Source organism: Bacillus sp. EB V-12, assembly GCF_056158125.1.
The window spans coordinates 12,302-26,482 of sequence record NZ_JBUXJL010000006.1 but is presented as its reverse complement, the minus strand read 5'-3'; the positions used below and the strand labels follow the sequence as shown (position 1 = coordinate 26,482).

Here is a 14,181-nt window from a genome sequence, read left to right as displayed (position 1 = left end):
TTCTGCTTTTTTCATATTAAAAATATAGTATAATATAAAAAGAAAGAATATTCTGTCCGTTCTGAAAGAGGAGGTTATTACATCATGGAGAAACGAGGGAAGGTATGGCTAGCTGTTAGTGGTTTAGTAGCTACAAAAGATGGTAGGTGGCTATTTGTTAAGAAGAAATACAGTGGATTAAAAGGGAAATGGTCTTTACCGGCTGGTTTTGTAAATGAAGGTGAGACGGTTGATGAAGCTGTGAAACGCGAAGTGTTAGAAGAGACAGGCATTGTCGCTCATGTGAAGGGGATCATTGGTGTTCGATCGGGTGTTATTCGTAATGAGATTAGTGATAATATGATTATTTTTCTTTTGGAGCCTGAAGGAGAAAATATTATTATACAGGAGAAAGAATTGTCTGAAGTGGCGTTCTTACATCCGGATAAGATTGTAGACGATCCGAATACGTCTGTGCTTATTAAATATTTGTTAGAAGGAAGATCAGAACTACATCTTGAAGTGGACAAAACATTAAATCCAGGCGAACCATTTGGTTATACAGCTTATCACGTATTTACGGCACGTGCGAAGGAGAGGGGAAAAGAGTGAGTATACCGGTACTACTTATTTCAATGATGTTATTCTTTATTTTGTTCTTTGGAATTGGATTTTTACTCAACATGATTTTGCGAGCTACTTGGGTAATGGTTATTGTGTATCCGATTGTTTGTATGCTTATTATTAATAAAGCGAGTATGTGGGATTATTTTTCAAAACCGAAAGAAACATTTTCTTCATTTGGGAGAAGTGTATCGCACTTAGGACAAGCAGACGTATTTATTCTATCTACTGGATTAGTAGGGGCTGCTTTAGCAGGAGTCGTAATCAAGAAACTTCGGAAAAGCGGATATCAAATGTTTTAATCTCCAATTAAGTTGGAGATTATTTTTTTGCATATTCCTTCATGGTATAGGGAATGATTAACGATGAAGGAGTGTGGAATATAAAAATGTTAAAACGATATTGTATTCGCATTATGATGACTTGTTTACTTGCAATTGCATTATGCGTAACATGGAATGCTTTCACAGGAGTTTCTTTATTAGAGATTGTAAAGAAGTATGAGGGAACGAGTGCAAAAGAAGTACATGCAGCAGAAGTTAAGAGAAATGTTGCTCCGAGTAAAGAAGTGATAAATGCTTTAGAGCAGGCAAACGACTGGTCTAAATATCGTTCAATTGAAATGACTGCAACAGGTTATACGTCGGGAATCGAGTCAACTGGTAAGAGGCCGGGACATCCGGAGTATGGTATTACATATTCAGGTGTTAAGGCGAAAAGGGATTTATATTCCACAATCGCAGCGGACTTACGCGTATTCCCAATTGGAACAATTTTATTCGTACCAGGTTATGGGTATGGTGTAGTAGCTGATAAGGGCGGTGCAATAAAAGGAAACCGTCTTGATCTATATTATGATACGGTGAAAGATGTTTATAGCCAATGGGGTAAGAAAAAAGTAAATGTGTACGTAGTAAAAGTAGGAAATGGTAAGTTTACAGAAGAAGAGTTAACGATGTTAAATCAAGACGAAACGATGCAAGTGTTTCGTGGTCAATATTTAAAACAAAGATAGTCTAGTCGTAATTACGCTAGACTTTTTTTCTTGGCTTATTTCATAATAGAGGGGATTTTACACGTCATATAACTGTAGTTAGAATTGTCGCATTTTATCGAAAATAAAGTTATAATGGTGGTAGAGAAATTTAGGGGGTCTGAACATGTTTCAAGTACAAAAAGAATTAGCAGGTCACGAAGCAGTAATTGTCGCTTTATTTGAAGAAGAGAAAATGAGTAGTTTTGTACAAGAACTGGACAAAGCGTTTGAAGGACAATTACAAGTTTTACTAGAAGAGAAAGAATTATCTACGAAGAAAAAGGCCATTTCGAAAGTACATAGCTTAGGAAAAACAAATGTGAAACGTTATTACTTTGTTGGTTTAGGCAAGAAAGAGTTTTATACGACAGAAACGTTACGTGCGGCTCTTGGTAAGGCATTTAAAACACTGCAAGCAGCAAAAGTACAAGATGCAGCAATCTTACTTGATTCTTTCGTAACAGAGAAATTAGACGCGATTGATGTCGCTCATATTGCAGCAGAGGTACAAGGCCTTGGTACATATGAATTACAAACGTATAAATCAGATAAAAAGGATCGTGTAGAGTTAGAGAAGTTCACGGCTATTACAGCGGAAGATGCACAAGAAATTGAAGCCGCATTAACAGTTGGCTACGTACATGGAAGTGCAACAAATTCAGCTCGTACACTTGTAAATATGCCGCCAAACGTATTAACAGCGACAAAGCTTGCTGAGTATGCTGTTGAATTAGCGGAGAAGTATGATATGGACTATAAAGTTCTTGAGAAAGAAGAGATGGAAGATCTTGGTATGGGTGCGTTACTTGCAGTAAACCAAGGTAGTGTAGAGCCACCAAAAATGATTGCTCTTATTTATAAAGGAAAAGAAGAGTGGACAGATGTCATTGGATTCGTTGGAAAAGGTATTACATACGATACAGGTGGTTATTCTTTAAAACCACGTGAAGGCATGGTCGGTATGAAAGGTGATATGGGCGGTGCAGCTGCTGTATTAGGTGCGATGGAAATTATCGGTGAACTTCGCCCAGAACAAAATGTGATCGCTGTTATTCCTTCAACTGATAACGTTGTAAGTGGTACGGCATTTAAGCCAGACGATGTAATTACATCTATGAGCGGAAAAACAATTGAAGTATTAAATACGGATGCAGAAGGTCGTCTAGCTTTAGCTGACGGTATCACGTATGCGAAAAAACTTGGTGCAAACTACCTTGTTGATGTTGCAACATTAACAGGCGGTGTAATTGTTGCGCTTGGAAACTATACGACAGGCGCAATGACAAATAATGAAGAGTTATTTGAGCAAGTGCTAGAGGCTTCTATGGAAACAGATGAGCCAATTTGGCAACTACCGATTTTTGATCGTGATAAAGAACGCGTTCGAAACAGTAAGTTTGCTGATTTAAATAACTCACCAGGCCGTGAAGGACATGCGGTTATGGCAGGTACATTCTTAGGCGAATTCGCTGAAGATACACCGTGGGTACACTTAGATATCGCTGGAACATCAGAAACAAAAGGCGCGCACGACTTAGGTCCAGCTGGAGCAACTGGTGCAATGGTACGTACACTTGCAACACTTGTGGAGCGCTTCGGAGAAGAATAAGAGTATAAGTGAAGACTGTTCCAATATTTTGGAACAGTCTTCTTTTTATAGGTTTGTTTACCCCGCTATTTGCCGGGTAGTAAGACTCGCACCCCAAAATTCAGCGAAAGCAAAGCAGTTAGGTGGGGTTGTTGGTAAAAGCCCGATTGGTGAGGGCTGATTAAAGTTTCACTTTATAAAGAAATCGTATACAAAATCCCGTTTAAAGCAAAAGAAGTACGGCCCGTTTCTTCAGAGACAACTAATATAAGTGCATCACTCTTTTCTGATAAGCCAATTGCAGCTCTATGACGTGTTCCTAGCTCAGGATCAACTTCTGTACTTTTCGTTAAAGGAAGAATATTAGCAGCTGAGACAATATGATTATTTTTTACGAGAACGGCACCGTCATGAAGAGGGTTACCTGGATAAAATATTGATTCGAGTAATGGTGCAGTTAAATGAGCGTTTAATGTCGTTCCAGTTTGAATGAGAGCTTCAAGCGTCTCGTTTCGTTCCACAACGATAAGAGCACCATGTTTTCTGGCGCTTAAATGTTGGATAGCTGTCGTAATAAAAGATGAACTTTCCGTATAAGGTGATAAATATGCCTGAATGTAGTATGTAGCTGCCAATGTTTGTACATTTGCTAACATATGATGAATATCTTCCATTTTGCATAAAATACATTCGTCTTCTTTATCGATTGCGTTCCTCATAATCGATAGTTCTTTTTCAGCAATTTCAATCATTTGCTTTGTTTGTATTTTGAGCTCTTCTGACAAGCCCCATTCGTGCATAATCCTCATTCCCTTTAGTGGAGTATTTAACAATAGTGTATACAAATATTCCTAGTAAAATCCTACTAGATTTTATAAAATATTGAGATACAGCATGTTTTTTTCATATAATAAAGGTATGACGAGCGAGAGGAGAGAGAAGAATGAATTGGAAACAAGAATTTAGTCGCTGGCTTTCTTACGCACAATTAGATGCAGAATTAAAAGAACAGCTAGAAAATATGAAGCAAGATGAGAAGAAAATCGAGGATAGCTTTTATAAAAATCTAGAGTTTGGCACAGGTGGTATGCGTGGTGAACTTGGTGCTGGTACGAACCGTTTAAACGTATATACAGTTCGTAAAGCAACAAAAGGATTAGCAAGCTTTATTGAAAAATTAGGTGAGGAAGCGAAAAAACGCGGTGTTGTTGTAGCCTATGATTCTCGTCATAAATCACCTGAGTTCGCAATGGAAGTTGCTGCTACACTTGGGGCACGCGGTATCACAACATATGTGTTTGAAAGCTTACGTCCAACGCCAGTACTTTCTTTCGCAGTTCGTCATTTACATACAGTAAGTGGAATCGTTCTTACGGCAAGCCATAATCCACCTGAATATAACGGATACAAAGTATATGGTGAAGATGGTGGACAGTTACCTCCAAAAGAAGCAGATGAGTTAATTAGCTACGTAAATGCAGTAGAAGATGAATTAACAGTTGAAGTCGCTGATGTAGAGCAATTAAAAACTGACGGTTTATTACATATTATTGGACAAGAAGTAGATGATGCATATGCTGCAGAATTGAACAATGTCATCATTAATAAAGAAATGGTGCAAAAGGTTGGTAAAGACTTAAAAATCGTCTTTACACCATTACACGGAACATCAAATATTTCTGTACGCCGTGGTTTAAAAGAAGTTGGATTTACAGATGTAACAGTTGTAAAAGAGCAAGAGTTACCAGATCCAAACTTCTCTACAGTAAAATCACCGAACCCAGAAGAGCACGCAGCGTTTGAGTATGCCATTCGTGACGGTGAAAAGGTAGGCGCAGATGTATTAATCGCAACTGATCCTGACGCAGATCGTCTAGGTGTAGCGGTGCGCAATCATAATGGTGAGTTCCAAGTATTAACAGGAAACCAAACAGGTGCATTAATGCTTGATTACTTACTATCTCAAAAGAAAGAAAACGGAACGCTTCCGGAGAACGGTGTCGTATTAAAAACAATCGTAACGTCTGAGATTGGCCGTACAATTGCGAAAGCATACGGTTTAGATACAGTTGATACGTTAACTGGATTTAAATTTATCGGTGAGAAAATTAGGCAGTATGAAGAAAGCGGACAATATGAATTCCAATTCGGTTATGAGGAAAGCTATGGTTATTTAATCCGCCCATTCTGCCGTGATAAAGATGCAGTACAATCTGTCCTATTTGCATGTGAAGTAGCTGCATACTACAAATCACAAGGGAAAACGTTATATGACGGTCTATTAGAAGTATTTGAGAAATACGGCTTCTTCCGTGAAGACCTTGTATCGTTAACGTTAAAAGGAAAAGATGGAGCGGAAAAAATCCAAGAGATGATGGCAACGTTCCGTGAGAATCCTCCGAAAGAAGTAGCGGGCTTAACAGTCGTAGCAGTGGAAGACTATAAAGCAAGCATCGTTACATCTTTACAAGATGGACATAAAGAAGAGATTCACTTACCGAAATCAAATGTGTTAAAATATCAATTAGAGGATGGTTCATGGTTCTGCCTACGTCCATCTGGAACTGAGCCGAAGATTAAGTTTTACTTTGGTGTAAAAGATAGTTCTTTACAAAATAGTGAACAAAAGTTACTTACTATTAAAGAAGACATTATGAATCGTTTATAATACAAAGTAATTTTAAGTAGTAAGGAACAAAAGGGAGCGAAATCTCCCTTTTGTTTTATGTAGGAAATAATTGCTATTGATTCCGACAGGAGAGAGGGTATTTTGTGATGAAAAAAGTAAGAAAAGCGATAATCCCAGCAGCTGGATTAGGAACACGTTTTTTACCAGCAACGAAAGCAATGCCGAAAGAAATGTTACCGATAGTAGATAAACCAACGATCCAATACATTGTAGAAGAAGCAGTGAAATCGGGTATCGAAGATATTATTATCGTTACTGGTAAAACAAAGCGTTCTATTGAAGATCATTTTGATAATGCATTTGAACTAGAACAAAACTTATTAGAGAAGAAAAAATATGAGTTGCTTGAAAAAGTACAAGCTTCTTCAAAAATGGTAGATATTCATTATATCCGTCAAAAAGAGCCGAAGGGACTAGGGCATGCTGTTTGGTGTGCGCGTAAATTCATTGGTGATGAGCCGTTTGCAGTGTTACTAGGTGATGATATTGTCCAAGCTGAGAAACCGTGTTTACGTCAATTAATGGATGAGTATGAAAAAACACTTTCTTCTGTTATTGGTGTACAAACTGTTCCAGAGTCGGAAACACATCGCTATGGAATTATCGATCCATTAGAACAAGAAGGTCGTCGTTACCAAGTTCGCAATTTCGTTGAGAAACCAGCACAAGGTACAGCTCCTTCAAACTTAGCAATTATGGGCCGTTACATTTTAACGCCTGAAATCTTTATGTTCTTAGAACAGCAACATGTCGGTGCTGGTGGTGAAATTCAATTAACAGATGCGATCCAAAGCTTAAATGAAATCCAACGTGTATTTGCTTACGATTTCGAAGGAAAGCGCTACGACGTAGGTGAAAAGCTAGGATTCGTTCAAACGACAATTGAAATGGCCCTGCAACACCCAGAATTACGTGATGACATGGTTGCAATGATGAAGAAAATTTTAGAAGAACAAGCGAATCAAGAGTCATAATAAAAAAATGAGTTATTTCAGTATACTGAAATAACTCATTTTTTTATTATGAAATCGTCGAATGAGAATGCTGATAAGCAGAACGACGCACAGCATAGTATATGCGAGGTGCGATAATAGCACCGATAATTGTAAATGCAATATCTTTTACTGCAAACCACATCATAATCATCCAAGCAGCTTTATAGCTCATATTACCGCCCATAAAGAGATTGACTGCTCCGTACATGTAAGTAGTACCGATTATATAAGTTAAAATAATTCCAGTGAAAGAGGCAATTGCAAATGTAATGAAAGTTGGTCTTTCTTTTTGTTCTACTAGTTTTCCTGATACGTAAGCAACGATAATAAAGGCGATAATAAAACCACCAGTAGGATCTAAAAGTGCTCCAAATCCAGCTTTGAAGTTAGCGAAGATTGGTGCGCCGGCTAAGCCAACGAGCATATATACAGTCATGGATAAGGCACCAAGTCTACTTCCAAGAAGAAGACCTGCTAAAATTGCGAAAAATGGTTGCATAGATAATGGGATGCCTGCTACTTGTAAGAAAGGTGCCCAAGATACAATATTTGCACCGATGGCCATAAGAGCAACGAACATGGCAGCTAATGCTAAATCTAAAACATGAAATCTTCTCATAATGTTAACCTCCTGTTGTTTTTAGGTTAACATTATCGTAGCGAAAATATTTACTTGTTGTCAATCAAAATATTTTGATAAGAAGGCTTTAAATAGTCTCTTAGCAACGTATATGGAATACGAAATTGCGGAATTCCACTTGAATAGGGAGCAATCTCATATAAAGGGAAATAAATGACGAGATTGTCTGGCTCTAAAAAGAAGTGAAATTTTTTCATACTCATTACTTTTTCAGTTGCATCAGGAAAATAAATGCTTTCATTTTGTTTAATTTGTCGTACAATCTCTGCACGGATTACATCTTTATATTTATCCTTTTGTTGAAATAAATCGTCTAAGTGCAGCACCTTTTTTTCGTTTAAATCAAATGTATTTGCCTTCCACGTATAAAGACCGTGTGCTCCGCCAGTATATTGATAGTAATTCACATATAGGCTAAGAAAAGGTGGTTTGTTTAAAGAGACTTTATAATCAACATTTGCTACGTACGGATGAAAGGGTGTACTAGATCCTTCTGTCTCTTTATAATATTTTTTTGCTTCTTTTTCTAATTTGTTTTTAAATTTGTCAGTGGATTTTTTGTAGTATAAATTGAGTTTATTTTGAAATTTAGAATCAGAAAAGTTGTGAAAAGAAGGCCTATTTATTTGATATTCTATATAAGGTTTCTTACCTTTTTGCGTTACAGTCTTAACATCGATTGTCAGGTTAGATGCTTTGGCTGTTATTGCACAATTTGGTACAATAGTCAGCAAGGAGAACATAAGCAGTAATATACAAAATTTCTGTTTCATTTAGGTGAAGCCTCCTTATATAAGTGTTATAAGTAGTTTGAAAATAAATAGGTAAAATTATACATTTAATTAAAGTAAGAGAAGGGGGAAGCGATATGGCAAAAACTTTAATGGATTCACTTGGAATTGAGTTGTTAGAGATGACAGAAGATAAGGTAGTTGCTACGATGCCTGTTGATGAGCGTACGCATCAACCGTTTGGATTTTTACATGGAGGTGCATCGGTTGCATTAGCGGAAACAGTGGCAAGTGTTGGTTCATATAATTTAATTGATCAAGAAAAATGTATTTGTTTCGGATTAGAAATTAATGCAAACCACATTCGCTCAAAGAAAGATGGAATTGTAACAGCGATCGGAACACCGATACATAGAGGACAATCGACAATGGTTTGGGATGTTCGTATTATTGATGAAAATGATGATTTACTATGTATATCAAGATGTACAGTAGCAATTAAAGAAAAACGTGAAAAGTAAAAAAGAGGCGCTCTTATGAGCAGCCTCTTTTTCTTATAATTAGAACTGGATTTTCTTCTCTAAGAAACCTTTTAGTTCGCTAATTGGCATACGAACTTGTTCCATTGTGTCACGGTCACGTACTGTAACAGCTTTGTCTTCAACTGAGTCGAAGTCGTATGTGATACAGAATGGTGTACCGATTTCGTCTTGACGACGGTAACGTTTACCGATAGAACCAGTTTCATCAAAGTCTACCATGAAGTCTTTAGCTAATTCTGCGAATACTTCAGTAGCACCTTCAGATAGCTTCTTAGATAATGGTAAGATAGCTGCTTTGTATGGTGCTAAAGCAGGGTGGAAACGAAGAACTGTACGAGAATCGTTTTCTAATTGCTCTTCTTCATATGCATCACATAAGAATGCTAATGTTACGCGGTCTGCGCCTAAAGATGGCTCGATGCAGTATGGCACGTAACGCTCATTCGTTTGTGGATCAATATAGTTAAAGTCTTCGTTTGAATGTTCCATGTGACGTTTTAAGTCGAAGTCTGTACGAGATGCAACGCCCCAAAGTTCGCCCCAACCGAATGGGAATTTGAATTCAATGTCAGTTGTTGCATTACTGTAGTGAGATAACTCTTCTTCACCGTGGTCACGAAGACGCATGCTCTCTTCAGACATACCAAGTGAAAGTAACCAGTTTTTACAAGTTTCACGCCAGAATGCAAACCACTCTAAATCTTCACCAGGCTTACAGAAGAATTCAAGTTCCATTTGTTCGAATTCACGTGTACGGAATGTGAAGTTACCAGGCGTGATTTCGTTACGGAAACTCTTACCGATTTGGCCGATACCAAATGGAAGCTTTTTACGCATAGAGCGTTGAACGTTTTTGAAGTTTACGAAAATACCTTGTGCTGTTTCAGGACGAAGGAAGATTTCGTTTGTGCTAGACTCTGTAACACCTTGGAATGTTTTGAACATTAAGTTGAACTGACGGATTTCAGTGAATTCTTCACTACCGCAATCAGGACATTTTACTTCATATTCTTTCATTAAGTCAGCCATTTGGTCGAAAGTAAGACCGTCAACAACCATTTCGATGCCTTTTGCATCTAAAGCATCCTCAATTAATTTGTCAGCACGGTGACGAGCTTTACATTTTTTACAGTCAATCATTGGATCGTTGAAGTTACCAACGTGACCAGAAGCGATCCAAGTTTTAGGGTTCATTAAAATAGCTGCGTCTAAACCAACGTTGTGTGGAGATTCTTGAATGAATTTTTTCCACCAAGCTTTTTTAACGTTATTTTTTAATTCGATTCCAAGTGGACCGTAATCCCAAGTGTTTGCAAGACCACCGTAAATTTCAGAACCAGGGAAAACAAAACCGCGATGTTTCGCTAAGTTTACAACTTGTTCCATTGAATACATAAGAAAATCCTCCTTTTGAAAGTTAACGTATTGGCGATGACATACTCTGATACTTTGGAAATGAGCAGTATATGCTAAAAAGAACATAAAAAAACGCTCATCCCAAGGCTTATTTGCCTAGGGACGAGCGTTTGCCCGCGGTTCCACCCTAGTTGATACACAAAAGGTGCATCCACTTTATCATGTATTGCTCGGGACTGCCGTTTCCTTGCGGCTTCAGGCTTTCACTATCCCTGAATCGCTTTTTATGCAAGTACTTATAAGTCCGTCATCGCTACTTATATTAATAATAATGAACATATTCTAACACGTTCTTTTTTAAATCTCAATAGAGGAACGCGTCTATCTATGATAGAGTCTCGCCTATTTTTTCATTATTTATTCCGTAATTTTCTTTAATATGCTTAATTGCTTCACGCTTACTTAATGGAGCGAGCTCATTGTTTTGAACGTATTCCCAAACTACATCCGGACTTGTTTTTGCATATTCACGAAGGACCCAGCCAATCGCTTTTTGAATGAAAAATTCTTTTGAAGAATGTAGTTGTCCAATAATCCAGAAAAGAAGTTCTTCATCCATCTTTTGTTTATATTTTAGTTGGAATAAAATAGCGGCACGTTGTAACCATATGTTATCTGATGCAATCCATTTTGGAATATAGGCAGAAATTAATTCTGGATGTTTTAAAAAGATATCGCCTAAAAATGTAGGGACGATGCTATCGACAGAGTCCCACCAAGATTTTGTGACAATCAGTTCTTCTAAGAAGGGGATATGAGTTTCGTTTATATGCTTTTTATATTTTTGCATAATATCAAGTGCGGCCGCTTGGAATTCACGTTCTGGCAAGTCCCAAAGCTCACGTATGATAATTTGGAAGTCTTTTTGATCTGGGAGAGTATGTATTTGAATGATGTCTTTTAATAATTGGCGTCTTTCCGGTGTTTGAATACCTAGAAATGGGAAGTGATTTTTCATATAACGAGCCATAGGTTCTGCTTTTTCAGGATTTTGATGAGCTGTGAAATGCTCTTGTAATGCTTTTACAAATGGATGCATAAGTGTCGCTCCTCTCTTATTCTCTTTCTTCTCTTATTATACAAAGAGTTTGGATAAATTTTAAAACATAACTTGCAATGTAATGAAATATGTTGAAAGTAGAGAGGAGAGGATAAGATGGAGGATCAAGGCGTATTAGCAGGTTTCTTTGCTCTTAGTTTTGCGTTTATTCTTGTTATATTGATTTGGGCAATTATTTCATATTTGTTAACGGCTTTTGCACTTTATTCGATGGCGAAAAATGATGGTGCAACGGACGGGGTGCTTGCGTTTATTCCGTTTTTGAATAGTAAGACATGGGGTGACTTAGCGAAAGATAAATTACCAGATTTTTTGAAAGAAGAGGCAGGGTGGAAAGTATTCGGCATATATGTTGCATGTTTTATTTTTAATTTCGTACCAATTATAAGTTTACTAGCAACAGCTGTATCGATTGTATTGTCCATTTATCTTATCTACGCTATTTTAGACAGATACGGAACGAACTCTATATTATTTACGATTATTCATGTAATCACATTTTCGGTGTTCTTACCGATTCATTTATTTATTATTCGGAATGAACCGGTGAGATATAAAGAGTAGATTTTTCGTTTTGTTGATAAGTCGATATATTTTAGATATAAGTAAAAAAGCGCCCTGATTATCAGAGCGCTTTTTTTACTACATAAGGTAGCGTAAATAAATATAAATGTGAGAAATGATTAATGAAACGATCATAATTGGGAAACCGACTTTTAGGAAGTCCATGTAACTAAATTTATGTCCTTCGCGGCTCGCTATACCTGCAACGATTACGTTAGCAGAAGCTCCGATTAATGTTCCGTTTCCGCCCAGACAAGCACCTAGTGCTAATGCCCACCATAATACATCGATTTGTGCGTCAGATGGTGATAAGCCTAGCCCAACTGCCATATCGTTAATAAGTGGAATCATTGTTGCAACGAATGGGATGTTATCAATTGTTGCAGAGGCGATACCAGATACCCATAAAATAAGGATGGATGCGTAAGAAATATCTCCGCCTGTTATACCAATTACTTTTTGAGCTAACATTTTGATAAGACCGATATCGATAAGTCCTCCAACAAGTACGAATAGCCCTGCGAAGAAGAAGATTGTTACCCATTCTACGCTTGCAAATACTTCTTCAATTTCATGCTCTTTCACACCAATTAACATAAGTACAGTAGCACCAGTTAAGGCGATAATAGCGGCATCGATATGGAAAATAGAATGAGTCATGAAACCTACAATTGTAAGTCCAAGTACCGTTAAAGATTTTTTCATTAATACTGGATCTTTAATGTATTGTTTTTCATCTAAGCTCATTAATTTTTTAACTTGTACAGGATCGGCAATTAATTGTTTGCGATACATGAAGTAAAGTATTATCGCTGTAACTGCAATAATAATAATTACGATTGGTGCTAGATTCAATAGGAAAGCATTGAAGTCTAAATGCTTATTTGCAGAACCAATCATAATATTAGGTGGATCACCAATTAATGTTGCTGTTCCTCCTATATTTGAAAAAATAATTTCAGAAAGTAAATAAGGAACAGGATTTACTTGCAGTATGCGCGTAATAGATAAAGTAACTGGAACAACAAGAAGTACAGTTGTAACGTTATCTAAAAATGCGGAGCCAAGCGCGGTAAGTAGGGAAAGGGAAATTAAAATTTTAATTGGATTTCCTTGTGCCCCTTTTGCTGCTTTAATGGCAACGTATTGGAAAACACCTGATTTACTCGTAATGTTCACCAAAATCATCATACCGATGAGTAGCGTAATCGTTCCCCATTCAATATGTTTCGTAAAGGCGTTATGTAAATCGACGACCCCCACAATTACCATGAATGCTGCACCGAGAAGTGCGATGACAGCGCGATTAATTTTTTCAGAAATAATAATGGCATATGTAATTAAAAAGACTGCGATAGCAAAATAATACTGCCAGTTAGCGAGTTCTTGCGTTGTTTCGTGCAAAGATCTCATCTCCTTTCATTCATTTTTCTTAGTGTGTCAAATATTAACTAGATGAAACACACATAACGTCATTATAAAGTAGAAAAACTGCGGATGTAAATGAAAGGAGAGATTTTGTCATATTTTCTGCATAGGTCATTTTTTCTTATTTTTTAAAATATTTGTGGGCATTTGACATATATATAAGATACATCCAATCTGAATATTTAAAATGGAATTAGCATTCGAGCTTGTTCGTGTAGGAGTGTCAAATAGAAAGGAATGACAAAAATGATAAGGAAGGGATCGTATGGATGAACAACGATTTTTATTTTTAGACTTTGAGTTTACGATGCCCCAGCATAGAAAGAAACCGAAAGGATTTTTTCCAGAGATTATTGAGGTAGGACTCGTTTCAGTTGCTGGCTGTAAGGTAGAAGATACGTATTCATCACATGTCAGGCCGAAAACATTTCCCTCTTTAACGGATCGATGTAAGAAGTTTTTGGGAATAAAACAAGAAGTCGTAGATAAAGGGATTTCATTTCCTGAACTCGTTAAGAAGCTTGCAGAATACGAAACGAAATGTAAACCGACAATTGTAACGTGGGGAAATATGGATATGAAAGTGCTGAAGCATAATTGTGAGATGGCAGGGATAGCTTTTCCATTCTTCGGACAGTGTCGTGATTTATCGCTTGAGTATAAGAAGTTTTTTGGAGAAAGAAATCAAACAGGATTATGGAAAGCAATTGAGGCGTATGGAAAAGTAGGGACAGGGAAGCATCATTGTGCGCTTGATGATGCGATGACGACGTACAATATTTTTAAACTAGTAGAAAAAGATAAAGAGTATTTAGTAAAGCCAGCACCTCCAACATTAGGAGAACTCGTTGATTTTTCAAAAGTGTTAAAGAAAGTGAGCACACAGTAA

General features: G+C 37.1%; 15 protein-coding genes. 9 read left to right on the top strand and 6 right to left on the bottom strand.

The window, feature by feature from the left end; all coding sequences use genetic code 11:
• Window positions 1-84: 84 nt before the first annotated feature.
• The 4 genes from ACZDYH_RS19090 (at window position 85) to pepA (ending at window position 3,248) form a co-directional block, all read left to right on the top strand.
• Window positions 85-591, top strand: a complete 507-nt coding sequence (locus ACZDYH_RS19090; protein ID WP_000415315.1) for an NUDIX hydrolase — start codon at window positions 85-87, stop codon at window positions 589-591.
• Window positions 588-905 carry a YuiB family protein gene (locus ACZDYH_RS19085; RefSeq protein WP_149149995.1) on the top strand — a complete coding sequence of 106 codons (318 nt, stop codon included), beginning with the start codon at window positions 588-590 and terminating at the stop codon, window positions 903-905. Before ACZDYH_RS19090 ends, ACZDYH_RS19085 begins: the two co-directional genes overlap by 4 nt.
• Window positions 906-991: 86 nt before the next feature.
• The gene (locus ACZDYH_RS19080; RefSeq protein ID WP_006922360.1) at window positions 992-1,618 is read left to right on the top strand and encodes a 3D domain-containing protein; all 627 of its coding nucleotides are present in this window, start codon (window positions 992-994) and stop codon (window positions 1,616-1,618) included.
• 145 nt (window positions 1,619-1,763) lie between these two features.
• Window positions 1,764-3,248, top strand: coding sequence for a cytosol aminopeptidase (pepA, locus tag ACZDYH_RS19075; protein WP_166694946.1), 1,485 nt, complete (start codon window positions 1,764-1,766; stop codon window positions 3,246-3,248).
• A 173-nt stretch (window positions 3,249-3,421) separates the two neighbouring features.
• On the opposite strand, the gene cdaS is transcribed toward pepA, so the two are convergent.
• A complete protein-coding gene (gene cdaS / locus ACZDYH_RS19070; RefSeq protein WP_000545252.1) occupies window positions 3,422-4,027 on the bottom strand; it encodes a sporulation-specific diadenylate cyclase CdaS in 606 nt (201 codons plus the stop codon).
• Window positions 4,028-4,170: 143 nt separating this feature from the next.
• On the opposite strand from cdaS, the gene ACZDYH_RS19065 reads away from it, so the two are divergent.
• Both ACZDYH_RS19065 and galU read left to right on the top strand, forming a co-directional pair.
• Window positions 4,171-5,895, top strand: a complete 1,725-nt coding sequence (locus ACZDYH_RS19065) for a phospho-sugar mutase (protein ID WP_166694947.1) — start codon at window positions 4,171-4,173, stop codon at window positions 5,893-5,895.
• 107 nt (window positions 5,896-6,002) lie between these two features.
• Window positions 6,003-6,890 carry a UTP--glucose-1-phosphate uridylyltransferase GalU gene (gene galU / locus ACZDYH_RS19060; protein WP_002097988.1) on the top strand — a complete coding sequence of 296 codons (888 nt, stop codon included), beginning with the start codon at window positions 6,003-6,005 and terminating at the stop codon, window positions 6,888-6,890.
• 46 nt (window positions 6,891-6,936) lie between these two features.
• Here the strand turns inward: galU and ACZDYH_RS19055 are convergent, their stop codons facing one another.
• Both ACZDYH_RS19055 and ACZDYH_RS19050 read right to left on the bottom strand, forming a co-directional pair.
• Complete coding sequence (locus ACZDYH_RS19055; RefSeq protein WP_001252150.1) at window positions 6,937-7,530, bottom strand: biotin transporter BioY; 594 nt, start codon at window positions 7,528-7,530, stop codon at window positions 6,937-6,939.
• 50 nt (window positions 7,531-7,580) lie between these two features.
• Window positions 7,581-8,324: a DUF3298 and DUF4163 domain-containing protein gene (locus ACZDYH_RS19050; protein ID WP_000810329.1), complete on the bottom strand. Its 744-nt coding sequence runs from the start codon at window positions 8,322-8,324 to the stop codon at window positions 7,581-7,583.
• 95 nt (window positions 8,325-8,419) lie between these two features.
• Between ACZDYH_RS19050 and ACZDYH_RS19045 the strand changes: the two genes are divergently transcribed.
• Window positions 8,420-8,803: a hotdog fold thioesterase gene (locus ACZDYH_RS19045; RefSeq protein WP_001140612.1), complete on the top strand. Its 384-nt coding sequence runs from the start codon at window positions 8,420-8,422 to the stop codon at window positions 8,801-8,803.
• A 39-nt stretch (window positions 8,804-8,842) separates the two neighbouring features.
• Here ACZDYH_RS19045 and ACZDYH_RS19040 read toward each other — a convergent pair whose 3' ends face one another.
• Together ACZDYH_RS19040 and ACZDYH_RS19035 are read right to left on the bottom strand one after the other, a co-directional pair.
• On the bottom strand, window positions 8,843-10,219 hold the full coding sequence (locus ACZDYH_RS19040) for a glycine--tRNA ligase (RefSeq protein ID WP_166694948.1): 1,377 nt from the start codon (window positions 10,217-10,219) through the stop codon (window positions 8,843-8,845).
• A gap of 346 nt (window positions 10,220-10,565) precedes the next feature.
• A complete protein-coding gene (locus ACZDYH_RS19035) occupies window positions 10,566-11,279 on the bottom strand; it encodes a DNA alkylation repair protein (RefSeq protein WP_166694949.1) in 714 nt (237 codons plus the stop codon).
• Window positions 11,280-11,396: 117 nt separating this feature from the next.
• Between ACZDYH_RS19035 and ACZDYH_RS19030 the strand changes: the two genes are divergently transcribed.
• Window positions 11,397-11,864: a hypothetical protein gene (locus tag ACZDYH_RS19030; RefSeq protein WP_000390061.1), complete on the top strand. Its 468-nt coding sequence runs from the start codon at window positions 11,397-11,399 to the stop codon at window positions 11,862-11,864.
• Window positions 11,865-11,942: 78 nt separating this feature from the next.
• Here ACZDYH_RS19030 and ACZDYH_RS19025 read toward each other — a convergent pair whose 3' ends face one another.
• Entirely contained in the window at window positions 11,943-13,268 is a 1,326-nt protein-coding gene (locus ACZDYH_RS19025) for an ArsB/NhaD family transporter (RefSeq protein ID WP_000545207.1), read from the bottom strand.
• A gap of 289 nt (window positions 13,269-13,557) precedes the next feature.
• Here ACZDYH_RS19025 and kapD point away from each other — a divergent pair, with 289 nt between their 5' ends.
• Window positions 13,558-14,181 (top strand): 3'-5' exonuclease KapD, encoded by a 624-nt coding sequence (gene kapD / locus ACZDYH_RS19020; RefSeq protein WP_000344356.1) that lies wholly within the window; start codon window positions 13,558-13,560, stop codon window positions 14,179-14,181.

Excerpts from the sequence above, each read along its gene's own strand:
- ACZDYH_RS19090 (WP_000415315.1), top strand. The coding sequence starts at position 85 with ATGGAGAAACGAGGGAAGGTATGGCTAGCTGTTAGTGGTTTAGTAGCT.
- ACZDYH_RS19080 (WP_006922360.1), top strand. The coding sequence starts at position 992 with ATGTTAAAACGATATTGTATTCGCATTATGATGACTTGTTTACTTGCA.
- pepA (WP_166694946.1), top strand. The coding sequence starts at position 1,764 with ATGTTTCAAGTACAAAAAGAATTAGCAGGTCACGAAGCAGTAATTGTC.
- cdaS (WP_000545252.1), bottom strand. The coding sequence starts at position 4,027 with ATGCACGAATGGGGCTTGTCAGAAGAGCTCAAAATACAAACAAAGCAA.
- ACZDYH_RS19065 (WP_166694947.1), top strand. The coding sequence starts at position 4,171 with ATGAATTGGAAACAAGAATTTAGTCGCTGGCTTTCTTACGCACAATTA.
- galU (WP_002097988.1), top strand. The coding sequence starts at position 6,003 with ATGAAAAAAGTAAGAAAAGCGATAATCCCAGCAGCTGGATTAGGAACA.
- ACZDYH_RS19055 (WP_001252150.1), bottom strand. The coding sequence starts at position 7,530 with ATGAGAAGATTTCATGTTTTAGATTTAGCATTAGCTGCCATGTTCGTT.
- ACZDYH_RS19050 (WP_000810329.1), bottom strand. The coding sequence starts at position 8,324 with ATGAAACAGAAATTTTGTATATTACTGCTTATGTTCTCCTTGCTGACT.
- ACZDYH_RS19045 (WP_001140612.1), top strand. The coding sequence starts at position 8,420 with ATGGCAAAAACTTTAATGGATTCACTTGGAATTGAGTTGTTAGAGATG.
- ACZDYH_RS19040 (WP_166694948.1), bottom strand. The coding sequence starts at position 10,219 with ATGTATTCAATGGAACAAGTTGTAAACTTAGCGAAACATCGCGGTTTT.
- ACZDYH_RS19035 (WP_166694949.1), bottom strand. The coding sequence starts at position 11,279 with ATGCATCCATTTGTAAAAGCATTACAAGAGCATTTCACAGCTCATCAA.
- ACZDYH_RS19030 (WP_000390061.1), top strand. The coding sequence starts at position 11,397 with ATGGAGGATCAAGGCGTATTAGCAGGTTTCTTTGCTCTTAGTTTTGCG.
- kapD (WP_000344356.1), top strand. The coding sequence starts at position 13,558 with ATGGATGAACAACGATTTTTATTTTTAGACTTTGAGTTTACGATGCCC.